The sequence below is a fragment of the Shewanella sp. SM101 genome (genome assembly GCF_025654465.1).
Taxonomy (GTDB): domain Bacteria; phylum Pseudomonadota; class Gammaproteobacteria; order Enterobacterales; family Shewanellaceae; genus Shewanella; species Shewanella oncorhynchi.
Genome location: NZ_JAKKRH010000061.1, coordinates 1 through 21,016, shown reverse-complemented (window position 1 = coordinate 21,016; position 21,016 = coordinate 1). Strand labels below are relative to the sequence as shown.

The window sequence follows — 21,016 nt, the reverse complement described above, 5'->3', positions numbered from 1 at the left end:
CACAGGTATATTTTGCGCACCCTTATCGTTCTTGTGAACGAGGAGCGAATGAAAACGCCAATGGATTACTGCGGCAGTACGTCAAAAAAGGGGTTGATTTGAGGCTAGTGAGTGATGAATTAATCGAATTTGCTCAGAATAGAATTAACTATCGACCCAAAAAGTGTTTGAAGTTTAAGCAGCCTGCCGTGGTGTTTCACCAGTTAGCTGCTTAATTGTCGAGTGTCGCACTTCGGGGTTGAATTCGGGCAAATGCTGCATGCAATGTATGAGGCTTCTCATATGATTTTGCATAAAGTCCTAGGAGCTCCTCTGAAAAGGCTTCCGGCTTTTCTGCATGCTTTCGAATAAAATGCGAGAAGAATTTCTTTTCATTACCCGAGACCAAGGTTTCTGGTAAATTGCCATCCGCAGAGAAAAAGCTAAAATGCCAAGCGGTTGATTCCCCTTGAGGTGTGTACGCTGGGAAAGCGTAAATTCTCTCATCTGGGATCACTGCTTCTAAATAGGCCACTTTAGCAATATCCTTTTGATACTTTGCCACCATAGGATAAGTTGCCCATATGCCAATATCATGCGCGACAAGATTAAATGGCTCATCTGGACTAAAACGTTTCGCGAGTGAATAGATATAAGGGGAAACGTCTTCCCCAGTATAAGAGCTGTTAAGCGGATCAGATAACCCTAGACCCGGTATATCAATGGCGATAACTCGATAATTTTTGGCAAGTAAAGGCATAAGTTGGTGCCACTCATACCATGATTGGGCAAACCCATGCACCATTAATAATACTGGGCCACTGCCGCCAGCGACATAGTGCATCTTAATACCATTAACTTCCTCGAAACCGCTCTCAAATCCTGATGGAATAGGGAACTCAGTCGTGGCGTTTACCGTCAACGAAGTGGCCGCTGTACATGCCGCAAACATCAAGTACTTCATTTTTTTAATCATCATTAAACCTTTCAGTGAACCTACTTTAAAATGTCAACAAAACTTATGCTGAAAACCCACCATCAATCATCAAGCTCGCCCCTGTGATATAGCCCGCTTCTGGGCCCGCAATAAAGGCGACAAAGCTAGCGATCTCTTCGGCTTTACCATAACGCCCTAGGGCGCCTATCGCCTTAACGGGCTCAGATGAATCGCCGTTATCAGGGTTCATATCGGTATCCACAGGGCCTGGCTGAATGTTGTTCACCGTAATCGCACGTGGGCCTAAATCCCGCGCTAATCCTTTGGCCAAGCCGACTAATGCCGATTTACTCATGCCGTAAATCGCACCACCTACAAACGGAATACGTTCAGCGTTGGTGCTACCGATATTGATGATGCGGCCGCCGTCATTCATGTGCAGCGCCGCTTCTTGGCTCGCCACAAACACACTGCGCACGTTAGTGTTAATTGTTCGATCCCAGTCCTCTAACGTCAGATTTTCGATGCTATCCCAAATCAGCGTGCCCGCATTATTGACCACAATATCTAATCGACCGAAATGCGCTTTGGTCTCGCGAATGGCACGGCGAATTGCCTCCGGCTCTGTGCTGTCAGCCTTAAAGGCAATGACTTGCCCCCCCTGAGCTAGCACTTCATCTACTAGTAATTGTGACTGCGCCTCAGATGACACATAGGTAAAGGCAACCGCGGCGCCGTCACTCGCCAATCTTTTAACGATGGCAGCGCCGATACCACGGCTACCGCCTTGTACAAAAGCCACTTTACCTTGCAGATTATTTGACGATTTCATAGTTAGCTCACTCAATAGGAATATAAAATTTATGGTAAAGAAAAGCGTTGTTAATCAATCGCAAAATGGCGATCGCCCGTTAGTTAACGCTCTTTTTCATATTGTGGTAGTAGCTTACGCGATTCACTTCCCATGATTAAGTCACTAAAATGACCATCACTGAGTCCTTCAAGGAATTAATTGCCGTGATAAATAATCAATTTGTTGAGATACGCCATTTCGTCACAGTTGCCCAGCTCGGCAGTTTTACCTTAGCGGCGCAGGCGTTAGGCATGACTGGTTCGGCGCTCAGTAAAAGCATAGTGCGCTTAGAAACCCGCTTAGGCACTAAACTACTGCACCGCACCACAAGGCGTGTAAGCTTAACCAATGATGGCGATTCGTATCTCACAGATTGCCAAAATGCCATGGCAATCCTAGACAATGCACAGAGCCGACTCGGCAGCGAACAGCAAATTCCCTCAGGTCGAGTGCGAGTGGATTTACCTGTGACGTTTGGGCGGCGATATATACTGCCAACCCTATTATCACTATCGCAAAAATATCCCAAGCTCGAGTTATCCATTACCTTTAACGATAGAGCGACTGACTTGTTCAGTGACGGCATTGATTTGGCGGTGCGTGTCGGACAACTCGGCGACACTGTGGATTTAGTCGCCCGTAGATTAGGAGAACAACGCCGAGTGATCTGCGCGTCTCCCGCCTATTTCGCTCGACTTGGCACGCCACAAGACAAAGAAGATCTCAACCAGCACCAATGCATTGTCGGCTGGCCGCTTGGGCAGCAACATCGCTGGTTACTTAAAAATGAGGATGGGATCATCGAGGCCTATGACATTCCAGTACGCCACGAAATAGCTGATTGCGAAGCCATTTTAGCGGCCACACTGGCGGGAGTGGGTTTAGCACAAGTGCCGATATGGTTAGTTGAGGACTATCTTAAAACTGGTGAACTTATCTCGGTACTAGACGAACTCGCCAGTGACGACACACCCATCCACTTAATTTGGCTTAAAACTCCTTACCTCCAACCAAAGCTACGAGTGATCATCGAAGCACTGGCCGACTTAGCGAAAGCGCCAAAAAGCAGATTTAAGGCAGGATAAGTAAAAGGCCTCGACTAATCGCGACCTTTCACTTTGGGACTAACGGCTATTTATTTTGATGTACAGATTGGTCATAGAGAGTGATCGCTTTCCTGAGCGCGTCAAAATCCGCCGAACACAAATGCTGCTTTAAGCTATCAAACTTTTCGGCAGGCCAATCGTAGATTTTTAACGCCAGTAACTCAGTAATAACGTCTTTATCGAACCGATACTTGATTAATTTCGCGGGTGATCCCGCCACAATACTGTAGGGTTCGATATTTTGGGTGACAACACTATTTGCGGCAACAACCGCACCTTCACCTATCGTCACCCCAGGCATCAGCATACATCTCATACCTAACCAAGCCCCATCACCAATATGAGTATCACCTTTGCCTACGTAGGCATCCTCGATGAAATCCACAAAGGGGTATAAACAAAACCAATCTGCTCTATGCGTATGATTTCCGCCCATTAAGATCACAACTTCGGCGGCGATACACACATAGTTACCGATATAAAGTTTATCGATAGGCCACTTAGGCTCCCACTCACGGCTCACTTCATCGCCATGAAGATATCTCACTACAGATCCCTCAAAGCCAGCATCCCAACAATCACTGTAATAGCTATGTTGACCTTTGACTATGATATTGGGATTGGTGACTACCTCATGCAATAACTGAACTTTTGACCAATGCTTTTTCTGCATTGCAAATCCTCTTTATAAACAAAATTGTTAATACGAAACATAATGTTATGAGAAGTTTTACATTAGAATAGTCAGTGAATACGCGGCTGTTTTAGCAGAGGAATGAGTTTCATATAAAAAATCACAAGTGGGTATAAAAAAGAAAATAGCCCATAAAACTGAAATATCGACATGAGCTAAGCCGTTGTCACTGAAAGCATACTATGTTCACGATGAGAAAAATATTCCCTATTTCATCGCGGCTTTTACATAGACATCGAAACGGTTTTTCTTGGTTTCAATAACCGTATTAGGCTTAACCCCATCCAAATCTTCGGCATAATCTGGGCGCTTAACGACGACACGTTTAGTTGCTAAGGCTAAAGCTGGGGCGAGTAAGCCATCGGCATCTAAATCGGCACCGACTAAGGATTGGAATACACGCATTTCTTTTTTAACAAGGGCCGATTTATCACGGTGGGGGTACATAGGATCGAGGTAAACCACATCCACCTCTTGTGCCAATTTCGATAGTGCTTCTAGGCTAGATCCATGAAATAGGCGCATCCGCTCACGCATCCAATCGCCAATTTCAGCATCTTGATAGGCGCGGCGCAGGCCGTCTTCAAGCAATGCCGCAACCACAGGATGACGCTCTACCATAGTCACTGTACAACCAAGGCTTGCGAGCACAAATGCATCGCGCCCTAAACCCGCAGTGCCATCGACCACACTCGGTGTTACCCCTTGCTTTAATCCCACCGCTTTAGCGATGGATTGACCACGACCACCACCGAACTTACGTCTATGGGCGACGGCGCCAGTCACAAAATCCACCACTATGCCATCGAGCTTAGGCTCATCGCGTTTATGCAGTGATAAAGTATCTGATTCAAAACGCAATTCGAAGGTCGCATTCGCATCGTAGACGAGTTGCCAACGTGCACAAATATCCACAAGTGTTGGGTATTGCTGATTGAAAAAAATCGGGGTCACAGGCTGTCTTCTAACCAACGAAAATGATGGCCATTATGCCTAAAAATCTCGTTTATGAATATGCTAGTAAGCAAAACACATCGCCAAGCTCATCACTGTCTTAGCCAATTTGTCCCAGTGCGCCCTTAAAAATTCAAACAAGCATCACACTGTAATGTACTGATTTATAAAGGCGGCAATCTATTTGTATAACAGTTTAGTGATTTATGTTATATGTTACGTCCCCAGCCAACCTGCGTGACTTCCGTACGGGATAAGGACTTTTTTTGCTTCAATGGCTAAAAGGTTTTTTGTTTATCAGGGAGCAAGATTTTTTAAATCCTGACAAAACGATATTAAAAACCAGCTTATTGCGGATTATTCTGCTTAGTGGCGCCATCTTGACCACTAGCATAGTGCTGCATAGCTCTTTAATTGCGTATGAGTTAAACCTCACTTTCATTATCAGCATTACGGTCAGTTTTTTAACCGTACTATTCCTGTCTTTATGGTTTACGCGCAAATATTTACTCGTCAGCTCTATCAGCCTGCTGGCGATGGTTATTGCAGCCTGTTTATCTATGTTGTTGTTTATCCCTGACTTTAACTTATCGCAGGTAGGTATTACTTTCTTATATACCTTGCCCTTGATGGCGCTTTTCCTGTTTGGCAGAAAAGTCGCTTTTATTATGATGTGTTTCAACGTATTGCCTTTTTTATTGCTACTGCGTAACCAAAACCTGCCACCCATTATCGATATTGATATCAGCCTACCTGCGACCCACGCTTATCTAAACGGTTTGCTGTTTATGTTTTTTAATATCTGTATCCCGTTGTCGGCAATGCGCCTGCTAAAAACCCAGAAAATCCATGCGCAGCAAATGATCCAGCATCAAAATGCACTGCAACATACATTAGACCAATATGCTGAAATCTTTGAAAATAATGGTACAGCCTCTTTCTTCTGCAATGAGGATGGAGTCATTCTCAACCTGAATAATGCCGCGAGGGAAATCGCTGGAGAAGTCACACTAAACCGCACTCGCCTATGTGACATTTTTGAACTTACCGAAGATACCAGCACGAATTTACTGGCGGCCTCGTTTCCGACCCATTTAAAGAACAATAACAGCACTAAATATCTGCTGCAAAAAGCCTCATTACAGCACCACGATACTTTGTTGTTTCACTGCCACGATGTCACAGAACAGGCAAACCATGCGATTGAGCTGAGTCGACTTAAAAAGCACCACATCAGCACGCATTTCTATGATTTAGTGACGGGATTACCCAACGAAAATCACTGGTATAACCCAGCGCCAAGCTTGATCCATCAGGAAATGACCGTAGCCTTAATCAAAATTGATAATCTTAGCCAAATTAATGCTGCTTTCGGTATCAGCGTCGGAGATGCCATCCTAAAAGCCTTTGCTATTGAACTCAAAAATCGCTTTGGTCATATCGCAAAAATATACCGATTTAGAGGAGCATCGTTTGCACTCGAGTTTACTAGCCTGCCGCTTATCTCCCCTGAAAACCTAGCGCTACAATTACGCGAGCGTATTCCAACAAACCTACAACTTAAGCAAGAACAACAGACTGAATATCATCTCGAGTGCAGAGTCGGTTGCAGCTCTGGTAATAAAGCCTCACCGCAGCAAGCCGCGGAGCAATGTTTAATTGCCATAAAACAAACCACCCAAGCTAGCCCAGTGATGGTGTATTACATTGGTTTGATTAACAATCTGCTCGAAGCTTCATCGCAAAAAGCCAGAATCCGTGACGCGCTGAAACACAACCGCCTTGAAATGTGGCTGCAACCTAAAGTGATGGCCAATGGCCACATTACTAGCTTTGAAGCGCTAGCCAGAATGTTTGACGAAGACGGCACTATGATCATGCCGAACACTTTTATCCCCATCATAGAGTCATCTCAATTGCAGGCGATTTTTGCGATAAAAGTCTTCAGGCAATTACTACAACTGATCCGTTCTTGGCCTAAGAATGTGCCTCTGGTTAGGATAGCCTTTAATTTATCAGGGCAAGATATTCTGTCGGATCGCTTCTTTAAGGTGTTAATCCAAACCTATATGAATCATCCTGAACTCATCCCATTGTTGGAAATTGAAATTACTGAAACCTCTGTATTTTCAACCCATAAAGAAACAGGCCGACGCCTAAACACCTTAGCTCGCATGGGGGTTTCTATCGCCATTGACGATTTTGGCACTGGCCATGCGTCATTAAGCCAGCTCATTGATATCAGTGCCGACACAATTAAAATCGACCGTTACTTTGTCAGTCAAATGGGCATTAGTGAACGCCATACCCAAATTGTTAACGCTGCCATCCTGTTAGCCAAGAGCTTAAAACTCAACGTCATTGCCGAAGGTATCGAAACCGAAGCCCAGTTATTGCAACTCACTGCGCTAGGATGCGAACAATTTCAAGGTTATTTATTCGGTAAACCCGCACCAGCGAATCTCTGGCTGAAAACCTTTCAAATGCAAACCCCCACACATTGGTTTGCCAATAAAAAGAGCGCCAACTGAGGCATTAAATTTACGCCTAGAAGCATCGCAGGTATAATTGGCGACTGGCATTTGCCTCTCTTTGCTATGTTTGCAAATTACTAGGATCCCCCATGTTAAGTTACCGCCATGGTTATCACGCTGGCAATTATGCCGATGTGTTGAAACACGCCATCTTGCTACAAACCTTGCAGCTGATGCACAAAAAAGACAAACCACTCGTGTATATCGATACCCACGCAGGTGCGGGTGGTTATGCTTTAAGCGATGAATTTGCACAGAAAACAGGTGAATACCTCGAAGGTGTAGCTAAGCTTTGGGATAAAACTGACCTACCACAATCACTGCAGGACTATGTCGCCGCCGTGCGCCATTTTAATGAAGAAAATCCAGACGAACTAAACTTCTACCCAGGTTCACCCGCCATTATCGACATGGAGCTAGGGCCTAAAGATCGCATGGTCTTGCACGAGCTGCACAGCACTGATTATGTGTTATTGGATGATTATTTCTGCGAAGACAGACAAGTTAAAGTGATCAAAGGCGATGGCTTAAAAGGCCTTATCGCCGCAGTACCACCATTAGAGCGTCGTGCTCTGGTGCTCGTCGATCCTAGCTACGAGATGAAAACCGACTACCAAGATGTGGCCGAAACCCTGATAAAAGCGCACAAGCGTTTTGCTACGGGTGTGTTTATCCTGTGGTATCCAGTCGTAAATCGCGCTCAGACCGAAGGTATGTTATCGCGCCTCGCCAGCAGTGGCATTAAACGTCAGTTGAGAATTGAACAAGCCATTAAGCCCGATTCAGATGAATTTGGCATGACTGCGGCAGGATTATGGATCATCAATCCACCTTGGCAGTTAGACGAAATCGCAACAGAATTAATGGATTACTTGGGTAAAACACTTGGACAAGTGGACGGTAACATTACCGTAAAATGGGAAGTCGGCGAGTAACCTTCGACTCGAATGGCGGCGATGATCTCTGGATTTTCGCCACTTCATTTCAGCTTATCAATGCGGTAACTAAACGTCTTTCTGCTCGCGGTAACGCTTCAATAAAATTTTCACACGCTCAACATAGGCTTGGGTTTCAGGATAGGGCGGAATGCCATTGTACTGAACCACGGTCGTCGGCCCCGCATTGTAAGCCGCGCAGGCCAATGCGATATCACCATTGAACTGTTTTAGCATTTGTGCCAAATACTTACTGCCACCTAAGATATTCTCTTCGGGTAAAAACGCATTTGCCACACCCATTTCTTTTGCTGTTTCTGGCATCAATTGCATTAATCCCATGGCGCCAGTTCGCGAAAGTGCACGCGCATTAAAGGCTGATTCCGCGTGGATCACAGCGCGGATTAAGGCGGGATCAAGTTGATGCTTATGGGCTGCATGGGAGATCAAGGCATCATAATTAGCGGTAAATAGCCGAATACCATTCCAGTCTATGGTCGAATCGGGACGACAGGCAAAACAGTCATATAACAAAATTTGATACTGGTTATTTGCGGGGGCTTTGTCGGTAAATACGGTGACACCATTAGCTTGTTGGTATTGATAAATTTTGAGTTTTTCTAGACCTTCACTACTCACTATGCCGCTTTGTGAGTACCGCGCCACAATACGCGGCTTAGCTTTTTCGCGCGCCTCCTCAGCATTTGCATTTATCATCAAACTCGAAATCAATAATAAGCACAGGCCTAGTACCTCAAATCTGCAGGGCAATGAAAAGGCTGCAAAAGTCAGTGTACGAGCAAGCGCTAAGCGAGTAAGCAACATCAAAGTCCCGTGTACTGATTAAGTTTAAGTACTTCAATAATAGCAAAGAGTTGCTTCATTTCTCGGTTTATCTGACTAAATTCTACTGAAAAGGTTGCGCCATGAAAAATGGACTGCATTTGAAAATGCGTTCTGCGATTCGGTAGGAACAAAGTTAGTTTATTGCGGAAAAATGCACATTGAATATTGCCATCGAAATGTTTTGCAAGCTCCTGCAAGCGCTCCATAAATGCCGTATTGAGCAAATAGCGTGACTCGATTTGATCCGTTGAAAACACGTCGAACTCTTTTTCAAATTGCGGATCTTCAAGTTTGACTCGTACCAGTCCCGCATGGCTGTCGGACAGGAAATTTGCTAAACCACCGCGATCCCTCAGCACAACAGTATGACCCATAAACGCTTTATGGCTACTCAGCTCAACCACTAAGCCACGAAACTGGGTTTCCGTGCGGGTCACAGTTCTGCGCCTGCTGGTACTGACATCCAGCTCTTCGACTTGCACATTCTTGGTCAAGGTAAGCTCATTGACCGTCAACTCAACGCCCTTATAGCAGCCTTGTATATAGTCACCGAAGCTGACTTTGTCGTATCGCGGTAATACTTTAGCCGCAACGAGTCGATTCATGTCGAGGCGCATTTCGCGGCTATAAATAAAATCATCGCCGAAATATTTAAACATCAGCGGATAAATATCATTTTGAACCAAATGCTTAAACTCACGAGTCGGAGCAAAGCTCCACCAGCATAATCCGACTAAGGCAAGCAATGGCAAAGGCGGGAAATAAGCGCCACCGCTGTAGTAGCCAATAACGGTGAGCAAGCTCAGCCCAAGCACTATCATCAAACTCAAATACAAACGTTTACGCGCCGCCTTAAGGCAAGCCACACGCTTAGTTTCATATTTGCGACTGATGGGCGCGATATGTTCTTCGTAATAGGCTTCGAGTTGAGGTAGTTCGTCAAAATCCGCAGACAAACCAACAGACCCCCGATAAGTCCGAATCGGGCTACCTAAAATAAAAGTGATGATATTCATATTGATGTCATAGTATTGCAGGGTGATAACTCACCCTGCACAGCTAAGCTTACAAGTATTCGGCCGCATCTACGGGCGCTTTTGCCGCTTCGCTCACCTCATAGAATGGCATCACTTTAATACTCGCCATAGAAGCGATAATCGAGCCGGGGAAGATTTCTACCGCAGTATTAAGCTCGGAAACTGCCGAGTTGTAAAAACGCCTCGCAGCTGAGATATGCGCTTCGACCTCGTTATAGGTCTGCATCGCCTGCAACATAGTGTTGTCGGACTTGAGCTCAGGATAGTTCTCCACATTCACCATCAAGGTGCTCATTTTGTCGTTCAACCGCTCGGCCTGAACTAAATGCTCTTTAACGGCACTCGGATCGGCCTTGTTGTAATTATGGCTGAGCTGAGTGCGTAATTCGGTGATTTCAGTGAGCAGTGACTTTTCATGCTCCATAAATCGTTTAGCAATTTTTAGAATATTAGGCACAAGGTCGGCACGCTTGGTCAGCTGTACATCGATACCCGACAAGGCTTCGAGCGCGGTATTGCGCTTTTTGACTAGGCTGACGTACCAAAGATAGGTCACGATAAAAATCAGCGTTAATCCCAATAACAATTTTTCCATCTTCCATCCTTAGGTTTCTTATTCTTGTTAATAGGATACAGCTAACCATAAATGAGTGAAAATTTCACCTGCGGGCTGATTAAGACAATGAAATTACTCGCTGGTCAGAGCTGGCGATGTCATCTAACGAGCAATCATCAACGAAACTGGCCATATTCAGCGATGAAAAGTGATCATCTGCATAAAAAACAGTATTTAACCTATAAATTTATCGATATTCAGCTCCGATACAGCAAACAAGGTCTATAGTGTATTGGCACAACATTAGAGCATCCAATTTTGCTCGTGAATACTGGACTCCTCGAGAGTCCATTTTTTTATCCTAATTTTAGCCCTCCTCACCTCAACACAGTCAATAGCAACATTTAAGTTTCAATTAAAACTTAACAATCATACTTTGCCGCTAATTTTTTAACTTTTACCTTAGCTTTCACTCCGAGTCTTGCACCTAGAGTTATCCCCTCAGCCACGTCATCCACAATCGGCCGTCGGCAATGTCTCGAGTCTGTTATAGGGTCAAAATATTGCGCTGCGTAAAGGTCGACATAAAGGAAGGACGATGAGTTTTAATTCCGGCGATATTCCCCCCAAAAAAGCTTCTGAACCCAATCCACAACAGGGCGATATCAGCTCTAGTGGTTGGTTTGTACGTTTTCTCAATATTGTTGAACGCTTAGGCAATCTGCTGCCCCATCCAATCACCTTATTCGCACTGTTCTGTGTTGCCGTGGTCATTATTTCAGGTATTGCGGGCTACTTTGGGTTAACCGTGGTGGATCCTAGACCTATTGGCTCACACGGCCGCAGTGCCGACGGTTTAATCCATGTGGTGAGCCTAATGAACGCCGAAGGTTTGCGGATGATAGTCTCGCATCTAGTGACCAACTTTACTGGCTTTACACCGCTCGGCACTGTGCTAGTGGCGCTACTCGGTGTCGGGATTGCCGAACGCTCTGGCTTATTATCTGCGGCTATGCGTGCTTTAGTCATGGGCGCCTCTAAACGATTAGTCACTGTGACCATAGTATTTGCCGGCATTATGTCTAACACCGCTGCCGAGCTTGGCTATGTGGTACTAATCCCTATGGCGGCGATGATTTTCCACTCCATTGGCCGCCATCCACTTGCAGGTTTAGCTGCCGCTTTTGCCGGGGTTTCAGGAGGTTATAGTGCTAACTTATTGCTTGGTACTGTCGATCCCTTGCTATCGGGCATTACCGAAGCTGCGGCGCGCATGATAGATCCTCAATACAACGTCGGCCCAGAAGTAAACTGGTACTTCATGTTTGTCTCCACCTTTGTGATCACTTTCCTTGGCGCCTTTGTCACAGAGAAAATCGTCGAACCTAAGTTAGGTCAATACCAAAATGATGATGCAGACGAAACCGTACTGCAATCAATGGAGAGCATCAGTGCTATTGAGAAACGCGGCTTAAAATGGGCTGGGTTATCTATGTTAGTGCTCGCGGTTATTTTAGCGATTTCAGTCGTACCAGAAGGCGCACCGCTGCGCCATCCTGAAACCGGTCTCATCTCAGGTTCGCCATTCCTCAAGGGCATAGTCGCCTTTATCTTTATCTGTTTTGCCATACCGGGCTTTATTTACGGCAAAGTCGTGGGCAGCATCAAAAATGATAAAGATGTCATCAATGCCATGTCCCACTGCATGAGCACTATGGGCATGTATATCGTCCTCGTCTTCTTCGCCGCACAGTTTGTCGCCTTCTTCAACTGGAGTAATTTAGGCGCAGTATTGGCGGTGTTAGGTGCCGATGCACTGCAATCCATAGGCTTGACGGGCCCGATCGTATTTTTGTTCTTTATTATGCTCTGCGGCATGATCAACTTGATGCTTGGCAGTGCCTCGGCCCAGTGGGCCATTACCGCTCCTATTTTTGTGCCTATGCTCATGCTGGTTGGTTATGCGCCCGAAACGATTCAAGCGGCGTACCGTATTGGAGATTCGGTGACTAACTTAATCACACCTATGATGAGCTACTTTGGTTTGATCTTAGCGGTTGCCTGTCGTTACCAGAAAAACCTAGGGATAGGTACGCTGATCGCCACTATGCTGCCGTACTCGCTCGTGTTTTTCGTGGGTTGGACAGCGTTCTTCTTCCTGTGGGTATTTGGCTTTGGTCTGCCCGTTGGGCCGGGAGCCGCGACTTACTACACGCCTTAATCGCAATAAAAAAGGCGTCGATGGTGAAGTCGACACCCTTTCTTTATTCGATAACTTTAGTCGTATAGCCATTCCATTAACAGACTGCAGATCATCAAAAAAATACCTAGATTAAACACATAGGTCTGTAGGGTAGATTTTAATGTCGAGTCCTCAGCTTGCGATACTATCTGGCTCACAGACATAAAAAATAATTGAGGGGCTAGCCCCATGCCCACAAATAACACTGCAGCACCGACACAGCGAGTTAACTCTGGTAGTACAAGCTCCTGCAAGTAAAATGCATAAACGCCATAGGCCAAAAATGCCAGCGCTATGCCATGACATACCATTCCCACGATAAGTTGCTTAGTGGCAAGATTACCCCACGAAAACACCATGTCACCCCTACACTCAGCTTAACCAGAACTATTGATACTATTGGGCGCGCAGTTTATCTCGCTTACAATTAATCTGCACCCACACAAACCAACCAACCAACCAAATAAAATACCGCCAATGGGATAAATATAGAGCGCTCTTTGCAGTTCCGCCCAGAATGGATCGCCCGAGATAAAATAATGTATTAAGGCGACCACGAGGGACGTCAGCATACCCCAGAACAATACGCCAAAGACCAAAATGACATACATCTTACCCTTAGCAATGAGTGCATCTAGTTTTTGCAATTCCAACGCAGCATCATCCATGTTTCGTCCTCTTAACTGCCTCAGCGCAATATGCCAGAACTCGCGCACAGTGCCTATCCATCTTTATAACTAACAGCATTAAAATAACAAAAAGCCCTGCAATTGCAGGGCTTTAGTTTAGAAACGATCGAGCTTATTCAGCTGAGTTTGGCTTCTGTTCTTTACCTTTCTTCTCGCGCTTACTGAAGAGACGCTCCACTATCACGAAGAATAATGGTACGAAGAAGATCCCTAGGAAAGTCGAGCTCATCATACCGCCGAGTACACCTGTACCAATGGCGTTTTGACTACCAGAGCCTACACCGGTACTGATAGCTAACGGCACAACACCCAGACCAAAGGCTAGAGACGTCATTAAGATGGGGCGAAGACGCACACGCACCGCATGTAAGGTCGCCTCAACTAAGCCTGAACCTTTCTCATAGAACTCTTTAGCGAATTCCACAATCAAGATGGCGTTCTTAGTCGCTAACCCTACTGTGGTTAACAGCCCCACTTGGAAGAACACGTCGTTTGGCAAGCCGCGACCATTCATTGCAATCAAGGCACCGATGATCCCAAGCGGAACCACGAGCACAACTGCAAAGGGTACCGACCAGCTTTCATAGAGTGCTGCCAATACTAAGAAGACCACTAAGATTGACAGAGCATACAGCGCTGGTGCTTGGTTACCCGATAGACGTTCTTCATACGATAGACCGTTCCACGCGACACCAAAACCAGGAGGAAGCTGCTTGGCTAAGTCTTCCATAATTGTCATAGCTGCACCGGTACTGAAACCAGGTGCCGTGGCACCCTGAATGTTCATCGATGGTAAGCCGTTAAAGCGTTCTAAACGTGGAGAACCGTATTCCCATGCACCTGTGGCAAACGCAGAGAATGGCACCATATCACCCTTGTTATTGCGCACGTACCAAGAATCTAAATCTCCCGGTTGCATACGATACTGGGCATCACCTTGCACATATACTTTCTTCACGCGGCCGCGGTCAATAAAGTCATTCACATAAGAACCACCCCAAGCCGTTGCAAGCACATTGTTCACATTAGTGATTTCAATGCCTAACGCGCTCAACTTAGCGTGATCTACATGTAATTGATAAATTGGCGCATCTTCTTGACCGTTTGGACGCACACCCACCAGATTTGGATTCTGTGCCGCCATACCAAGCAGTTGATTACGTGCCGCCACTAACTTCTCGTGGCCTTGGCCGTTCTTATCCTGCAGGTACATGTCGAAACCGTTCGCCGTCCCCAACTCGATTACCGCAGGCGGTACGAAGGCGAATACTAAGGCATCTTTCATCTGACCGAACACACCCATAGCGCGACCAGCAATAGACTTCACATCCATACCAGGCGCTTCACGCTCAGACCAATCCTTCAAACCAACGAAGGCGATACCCATGTTTTGCCCTTGACCCGCAAAACTGAAGCCCGCCACGCTAAACACCGACCTCACGCCCTCCTCAGCCATAAAGTGATCAGACACTTTCTCCAATACTTTTAAGGTACTTTCTTGAGTTGAGTTAGTCGGCAAAATGGCTTGCGTGAACAAAATACCTTGGTCTTCATCTGGTAAGAACGCCGTAGGCATACGGATAAAGATCCAACCCACTGCAATAACCAGCACAACGTAAATCGCCATCACTCTAAAGCCGCGCTTGATGATCCCAGCAACGCTCGACTCATAACGATTAGTCAGTTTATCGAAACTACGGTTAAACCAACCAAAGAAGCCAGTTTCGATATGAGCATGGCCCTTCTTAATCGGTTTGAGCATAGTCGCACAAAGTGCAGGTGTTAAAATCAAAGCAACTAGAACAGACAACGCCATCGCAGATACGATAGTGATAGAGAACTGACGATAAATAACCCCCGTTGAACCTGACATAAATGCCATAGGGACAAACACTGCAGAGAGGGTCAGACCGATACCGACTAAAGCACCGGTAATTTGATCCATCGACTTACGCGTCGCTTCCAGTGGACTTAAGCCCTCCTCGGCCATTACCCGCTCGACGTTTTCCACCACCACAATCGCATCGTCCACCAGCAAACCAATGGCGAGCACCATAGCAAACATGGTTAAAGTGTTAATCGAGAAACCCGCTAACGACAGAATCGCAAAGGTTCCCAGCAATACCACAGGTACTGCAATAGTCGGGATCAAAGTTGCGCGGAAATTTTGCAAGAAGAGGTACATGATGATGAACACTAGTACAATAGCTTCAAGCAAGGTATGCACTACACCTTCTATCGATTTTTCAACGAAAGGCGTTGTATCGTATGGATAAACAACTTCTAGCCCTTGCGGGAAGAAAGGTTTCATCTCAGCAATTTTTTCACGAACAGCTTCAGCAGTATCAAGCGCGTTAGCACCCGTTGCCAGCTTAATCGCTAACCCTGTCGCAGGTTGACCGTTATACAGTGACACCACAGCATAACTTTCAGAACCTAATTCAACCCGTGCCACATCGCTTAGGAAGACGTTTGCGCCTGAAATATCCGATTTAAGGATAATTTTGCGGAACTCTTCCGCCGTTTGTAAGCGGCTTTGAGCCGATACCGTTGCGTTCAACTCTTGGCCTGCCACAGAGGGCGCGCCACCTAGCTGTCCAGCTGAAACTTGAGCGTTTTGAGAACGAATCGCTGCGATAACGTCTAAACTGGTCAAGTTGTATTGAGTCAATTTCAACGGATCTAGCCATATACGCATCGCATATTGGGCACCAAACAGCTGAATTTCACCTACGCCCGGTACGCGACTCATAGGATCTTGAATGTTCGCACCAACATAGTCGGCGATATCGCCTTTATCTAACGAACCATCGGTCGATACGAAGCCTAATACCATTAAGAAGCCTGAACTCGACTTGTTAACGTTAACCCCTTGCGCCTGCACCTCTTGCGGTAACAGGGTCATAGCGCCCTGTAACTTGTTCTGTACTTGAACCTGTGCAATATCCGGATCGGCTTCAGCGTTAAAGGTTAAAGTGATCTCAGCATTACCAAAACTGTCACTGGCTGAGGCGATATAACGGAGGTGATCGATACCCGTCATACGTTGCTCAATCACCTGAGTCACAGAATCTTCAACAATCTTAGCGGAAGCGCCAGGATAGTTAGCACTGATCACCACGGTCGGTGGTGCAATGTTAGGATATTGGGACACTGGCAGCGAGCGGATCGAGAGGATCCCCGCCAGCATAATAATCAAGGAGATCACCCACGCAAAGATGGGGCGATCAATAAAAAAACGTGCCATAGCTATGCCCTATTGTGCTTGCGTTTCAGAAATAACTTTGGTGGTTACTGGAGCGCCGGGACGAACTTTCTGTAATCCTTCCACAATCAACTTGTCGCCCACAGTTAAACCAGAAGTGACTCGCCATTGGTTGTTAATCACTTCTGCGGTCGTCACTGTTTTCGCTTCGACTAAACCTTGGTCATTCACCACCATAGCCACAGCTTCACCCTTAGAGTTACGCGTAATCGCTTTTTGTGGAACCAAGATAGCCTGTGGATCAGTGCCCGCATTTAACATAGCGCGAACATACATGCCAGGTAACAAGATACCTTCAGGGTTAGGGAATTCTGCGCGCAGAATAACGGAGCCAGTGTTTGGATCCACGCTCACTTCAGCGAACTGCAACTTACCCGGATGACTATATTGAGTACCATCTTCAAGCAATAATTTCACGTCTGCATTTTCTGAAGCTTGTAGCTTACCTTGCTGCAACTTAGCTTTAAGACGTAACAACTGAGCACTCGATTGCGCGATATCCACATTGATAGGATCAAGTTGTTGAATCGTCGCCAGCGTTTGGCTCTGGTTGGCAGTGACTAACGCACCCGCAGTCACACTCGATTTACCGATACGACCAGATATAGGCGCTAATACTTCAGTATATTGCAGGTTAATTTTAGCGGTGTTAATCGCAGCTTCAGCCACGGTTACATTCGCTAATGCTTCTTTATAAGCCGCTTCAGCTTCATCGAACTCTTGCTTACTGATGGCGTTGGTTTTTACCAATTGCTGATAACGTGCCGCCTTAGCTTTTGCTGAGGCTAAGCCCGCATTCGCTCTGGCTAAATCAGCATTGGCACTCACTAAAGCAGCTTTATAAGTTGAAGAATCAATCTGATACAGAGATTCACCCTGTTTCACATTGCCACCTTCAACAAAACTACGCTTAGTGATAATACCGTTAACCTGTGGACGAACTTCAGCCTCGAGGAAAGCTTTACTGCGTCCTGGTAATTCCACCTGAATCACTTGTGGCTGGGCAACAACATTAAGGATTCCCACTTCCATACTACGTGGACCAGCGCCCGCCTGAGCGCTCTCTTCTTGAGGGCTGCAAGCTGCCATCCATAACGCCACGCTTATAACTGAGGCAAGTTTAATTGTCTGCCGCATGAGAACTCCTTCAAATATTAACTGCCCACATACCAGTACACTTATTGCGCTGACACGAGCCGTAATTGTAACTAAAATCAAATCCGTTATTTATCTCATAGCCTATATGAATCAACAAGGAAGATAACGAAACTAAATTGTAAACTAATGAAAATTTTCACTCATTCAGCATTACTATATTCATCGAATTGTTATTCGATTTAAAAAATCGGTTAACTTTGAGTGGCATTGTTAGGGGTATATGCCGTAAAACACCCAATAAGCCTACTCCATATTGAATATGTTGCAAATCTGTTCATATTCTAGACTTGCGGCAGGCCAAGGCCCACAGCTCAATGACGTTAGCTTAACCGTCACTTGTTGCAATAATTTGTACATAGAGACGAAAACGCAGCGCGCTTGTTTTTACTCAGGCCACTCTCAGCATCAAGTCGTTAAAAACGACCCTATCAAGACTGACAATACCGAAAGAGAGTAAGCAAAGAGCTGGCTTCAGACTGCTTGCGCGTAAAAACATGAATACATCCGATAGCGGATTGCTGTGCAGTTTATTACATCTACTATTTGTGCACGGCTAAAAGGCAGCGCCAGCGTTATGAGCCAACGCCACACAATTAAACAGTCACAAATAACAGCTAGCGGGCTATTTTAGTGGTTACCCCAAAACGGAGCAAACCCGAAATTCAGATTAATACCCCATTAAATGAAACTCAGACTCCCACAAATAATGCTTCTGTAATGACAAATATTGCTAGCAAAGCAATATTTGTCTATTAAAACTAATTTGTTCATCTTCAATCACAACTTAACAGGACTAAATTCGATTATCGCCCACGCTGCAAGCCAAAATGCGGCTGATATCAGCCAAACAACGACCCGACTCCTGTTGCCACTGATTAAATACGGCTTGCACTTGCTTAAGCGCCGTTTGTGATGAAAAACCCGTATCGACTAACTTATGTGCTTTAAAATAGCCTTGTACATCATCGGTTAACAAAAAAGTATCTTTGCCAATACCGCGCAGAAAATAGGGACCCGTATTGCCGCCCAGTCGGGTACCGCGTTTCTTTAAAAATGCCCACAACCCGATAATATCCTGCGTCGGCCAAGCGGCGATCAGCTGCGCCAAGCTGCCATGTTCGCGAGCAACATCGTGGATCAGCAGAGCATTATCATAAATGGCTTGAGTCTTTTTAAGATGGCGAATCAAGGTCGCATCACTTGCCCGCGCTTGAATTTGCTCAGGCGATAACATTAATACTTTATGCGGTTCGAACCCAAAGAAAGACTTCTCATACTCGGGCCATTTGTTCACAACCACCCGCCATACAAAACCACTTTGAAACACCTGACGGCTCATCGCCGACAATAATTCAGCATCCCGATATTGGCGAATTTCATCATCAGACAGGCAACCAGACAATAAGGCTTCGAGTCCAGCAGGTCCGCCTTTGCGCTCACTGGCTCTGGCATAAATAGATGAAAAACGCTCTAACTGGCTCATATTATTACCTTTAAAATGATTAAATCCCGACACTTCCTATATGGGCTCATAATACCTATTTTTACCCCTGATGGATCACTTGGCTTTGCCAAGAAAAATTGTGTTTATTCCAGCATTTTTTAAGAAAACTCTTACAGCAAGCGCTTCAATTACGACTAAAGTTAAAACGTAAAGTCCGTAAAAGACTGGGTTTGGAGTGAGTGCCTATGGAGCTTTTTTATCACCCGTTATCACGCTATTCACAGAAAGTGCTCATCGCACTTTATGAAAAGCAGGCCAACTTCTACCCCAGAATCATAGATCTACGCGACCCTTTGTCTCGCAAGGAATTTCACCAACGTTATCCGCAAGCGCGAATCCCCCTGCTTAAAGCACAAAATGAACAGCTGATACCCGAATCCAGCATTATTATCGAGTACTTAGATAGGTATTTTGAAAACAGTACCCAGCTGCTGCCACAAGAACCACAACGCAACTTACAGGTACGTTTGTTCGATCGCATCATAGACAATGATATTAACAACCCATTATTTCAATTAGAAAAGTTAAAGCATATAGAAAACAGCAATGAATTCGAAATCAAACAATTAGAGAAGCAACTACTGACACAGTTTCAACGCTTAGACGCGCAACTCACACAACATCATTGGGTCTGTGGCGACAGTTTTACCTTAGCCGACTGTGCACTAATCCCTTGTTTAAGCTATAGCTTCCAACATCTAAACCTGTTGGATTTAGATGAAATCGTGCGCTATTGGCAACAGGCACAACTGCGTGGCGCTTGGATGTTAGTACAAGAAGAGGTGTTACTGGCTGAGATGGAGGAAACGGCAGGAATAAGAGGCATACCTTAGCGAGTAAGTCATGCCTCAACACAATCACATATTGCGTTCTTTCTTCAACTGCAAAAACGCTTTCCACTTCACGACTTCTGGCGGCAACTCAGGTGCAGGATCGGTATAACCCGCTTCTTTCACGAGGACATCTAGCGGCACTTGCTTACCTTTGCACACAAACACACCGCGCACATGCACGATACAATGTAGGCCACGTTCGCTCACAAAGCGTTGTTCAATATAGAAATATTTTTCATCCCAACCGACGACTTTGGTTTCAATCTCAAAGGTTTTCAGCGGCTTAATATCGCGAATATAAGTAAATTCGGCGGCGTTGACTATCGGCATCCACTTCAACTTCAAGAAACGTTTCAGCAGACCCATCTCAGCCAACATATAAGTCCGCGCCAGATCCATAAACGCGGGATAGCGAGAATTAGTGAGATGGAAATTGATGTCGCAATCGCTCGGTAAAGCACGATAAGTGATACGACTTGTCCCTAGAAAATCGATCTTACGACAATGGCGCGTGCGCCAGAATAACAACCAAAACAAACGAAAATACAGATTCATAACGCGCCGCCCTTGAAATAAGAGCCACAGGCTAACAGAGGTCATACCACAGGGCAAGCGAGATATAGCTCACAAAAAAGACGCCCTAAGGCGTAATGCCGATCAGTTAAGACAGATCGCTTGACGATCTCGCTGAAAAGATCAAAATCCGATGACCTCATGTCATCGGATTTTTTTATGCAACTCTCAGAAGCACTCGCCCGTACTCATATTACCCGCCTAACCGAATTCACCTGCTTAGCAGATGTGTTAGAACCTGAGTTAATTCAATCTTGCCTAGACTCTCAGGGCGTTGCGACGTTAAGACGGCGTAAATTGCCGATGGACGCGATGATTTGG

Annotated in this window: 19 protein-coding genes and 1 pseudogene; 7 read left to right on the top strand and 13 right to left on the bottom strand. The window is 45.6% G+C overall.

All coding sequences use genetic code 11. The features are described 5' to 3' along the window. A pseudogene (locus L5M38_RS21785) lies at positions 1–215 on the top strand (IS30 family transposase); the annotation flags it as partial. On the opposite strand, the gene L5M38_RS21780 reads toward L5M38_RS21785, so the two are convergent. Further along, positions 212–958 (bottom strand): alpha/beta fold hydrolase, encoded by a 747-nt coding sequence (locus L5M38_RS21780; RefSeq protein WP_317630257.1) that lies wholly within the window; start codon positions 956–958, stop codon positions 212–214. The pseudogene L5M38_RS21785 and the gene L5M38_RS21780 overlap by 4 nt on opposite strands. A 40-nt stretch (positions 959–998) precedes the next feature. After that, complete coding sequence (locus L5M38_RS21775; protein WP_263167961.1) at positions 999–1,748, bottom strand: 3-oxoacyl-ACP reductase family protein; 750 nt, start codon at positions 1,746–1,748, stop codon at positions 999–1,001. A gap of 185 nt (positions 1,749–1,933) precedes the next feature. On the opposite strand from L5M38_RS21775, the gene L5M38_RS21770 reads away from it, so the two are divergent. Continuing rightward, positions 1,934–2,854 (top strand): LysR family transcriptional regulator, encoded by a 921-nt coding sequence (locus L5M38_RS21770; RefSeq protein WP_263180294.1) that lies wholly within the window; start codon positions 1,934–1,936, stop codon positions 2,852–2,854. Positions 2,855–2,900: 46 nt separating this feature from the next. Here the strand turns inward: L5M38_RS21770 and L5M38_RS21765 are convergent, their stop codons facing one another. Continuing rightward, complete coding sequence (locus L5M38_RS21765) at positions 2,901–3,548, bottom strand: CatB-related O-acetyltransferase (RefSeq protein WP_219254380.1); 648 nt, start codon at positions 3,546–3,548, stop codon at positions 2,901–2,903. A gap of 228 nt (positions 3,549–3,776) precedes the next feature. After that, positions 3,777–4,523, bottom strand: a complete 747-nt coding sequence (locus tag L5M38_RS21760; RefSeq protein WP_107949945.1) for a class I SAM-dependent methyltransferase — start codon at positions 4,521–4,523, stop codon at positions 3,777–3,779. A gap of 266 nt (positions 4,524–4,789) precedes the next feature. On the opposite strand from L5M38_RS21760, the gene L5M38_RS21755 reads away from it, so the two are divergent. Together L5M38_RS21755 and L5M38_RS21750 are read left to right on the top strand one after the other, a co-directional pair. Continuing rightward, the gene (locus tag L5M38_RS21755; protein ID WP_173497835.1) at positions 4,790–7,054 is read left to right on the top strand and encodes a GGDEF domain-containing phosphodiesterase; all 2,265 of its coding nucleotides are present in this window, start codon (positions 4,790–4,792) and stop codon (positions 7,052–7,054) included. Positions 7,055–7,146: 92 nt separating this feature from the next. After that, a complete protein-coding gene (locus L5M38_RS21750) occupies positions 7,147–7,992 on the top strand; it encodes a 23S rRNA (adenine(2030)-N(6))-methyltransferase RlmJ (protein ID WP_212599480.1) in 846 nt (281 codons plus the stop codon). 69 nt (positions 7,993–8,061) lie between these two features. Here L5M38_RS21750 and L5M38_RS21745 read toward each other — a convergent pair whose 3' ends face one another. Genes L5M38_RS21745 through L5M38_RS21735 form a run of 3 tightly spaced genes read right to left on the bottom strand, consistent with a single transcriptional unit; the run spans position 8,062 to position 10,470 of the window. Further along, on the bottom strand, positions 8,062–8,817 hold the full coding sequence (locus L5M38_RS21745; RefSeq protein ID WP_263167958.1) for a lytic transglycosylase domain-containing protein: 756 nt from the start codon (positions 8,815–8,817) through the stop codon (positions 8,062–8,064). Next, positions 8,817–9,854, bottom strand: coding sequence for a DUF3137 domain-containing protein (locus L5M38_RS21740; protein ID WP_263167957.1), 1,038 nt, complete (start codon positions 9,852–9,854; stop codon positions 8,817–8,819). Before L5M38_RS21740 ends, L5M38_RS21745 begins: the two co-directional genes overlap by 1 nt. 49 nt (positions 9,855–9,903) lie before the next feature. After that, positions 9,904–10,470 (bottom strand): LemA family protein, encoded by a 567-nt coding sequence (locus L5M38_RS21735; protein ID WP_173248363.1) that lies wholly within the window; start codon positions 10,468–10,470, stop codon positions 9,904–9,906. Positions 10,471–11,029: 559 nt separating this feature from the next. Between L5M38_RS21735 and L5M38_RS21730 the strand changes: the two genes are divergently transcribed. After that, positions 11,030–12,652, top strand: a complete 1,623-nt coding sequence (locus L5M38_RS21730) for an AbgT family transporter (RefSeq protein ID WP_263180293.1) — start codon at positions 11,030–11,032, stop codon at positions 12,650–12,652. A gap of 56 nt (positions 12,653–12,708) precedes the next feature. On the opposite strand, the gene L5M38_RS21725 is transcribed toward L5M38_RS21730, so the two are convergent. The 5 genes from L5M38_RS21725 to L5M38_RS21705 all read right to left on the bottom strand — a co-directional run bounded on the left by L5M38_RS21725 (position 12,709) and on the right by L5M38_RS21705 (position 19,268). After that, positions 12,709–13,032 carry a hypothetical protein gene (locus tag L5M38_RS21725; protein ID WP_131524445.1) on the bottom strand — a complete coding sequence of 108 codons (324 nt, stop codon included), beginning with the start codon at positions 13,030–13,032 and terminating at the stop codon, positions 12,709–12,711. Positions 13,033–13,050: 18 nt separating this feature from the next. After that, entirely contained in the window at positions 13,051–13,341 is a 291-nt protein-coding gene (locus L5M38_RS21720) for a hypothetical protein (RefSeq protein ID WP_263180292.1), read from the bottom strand. A 133-nt stretch (positions 13,342–13,474) separates the two neighbouring features. Next, entirely contained in the window at positions 13,475–16,609 is a 3,135-nt protein-coding gene (locus tag L5M38_RS21715) for an efflux RND transporter permease subunit (protein WP_105250702.1), read from the bottom strand. Positions 16,610–16,618: 9 nt separating this feature from the next. Next, positions 16,619–17,764, bottom strand: coding sequence for an efflux RND transporter periplasmic adaptor subunit (locus L5M38_RS21710; protein WP_105250703.1), 1,146 nt, complete (start codon positions 17,762–17,764; stop codon positions 16,619–16,621). A gap of 814 nt (positions 17,765–18,578) precedes the next feature. Then, on the bottom strand, positions 18,579–19,268 hold the full coding sequence (locus L5M38_RS21705) for a DNA-3-methyladenine glycosylase I (RefSeq protein ID WP_113940202.1): 690 nt from the start codon (positions 19,266–19,268) through the stop codon (positions 18,579–18,581). A gap of 206 nt (positions 19,269–19,474) precedes the next feature. Here L5M38_RS21705 and L5M38_RS21700 point away from each other — a divergent pair, with 206 nt between their 5' ends. Further along, on the top strand, positions 19,475–20,122 hold the full coding sequence (locus tag L5M38_RS21700; protein ID WP_263180291.1) for a glutathione S-transferase family protein: 648 nt from the start codon (positions 19,475–19,477) through the stop codon (positions 20,120–20,122). A gap of 24 nt (positions 20,123–20,146) precedes the next feature. On the opposite strand, the gene L5M38_RS21695 is transcribed toward L5M38_RS21700, so the two are convergent. After that, the gene (locus tag L5M38_RS21695) at positions 20,147–20,677 is read right to left on the bottom strand and encodes a thioesterase family protein (protein WP_011791203.1); all 531 of its coding nucleotides are present in this window, start codon (positions 20,675–20,677) and stop codon (positions 20,147–20,149) included. Positions 20,678–20,836: 159 nt separating this feature from the next. Between L5M38_RS21695 and L5M38_RS21690 the strand changes: the two genes are divergently transcribed. Next, positions 20,837–21,016 (top strand): transposase domain-containing protein (locus L5M38_RS21690; protein WP_263142523.1); only part of this gene is annotated, 180 nt, incomplete at its 3' end.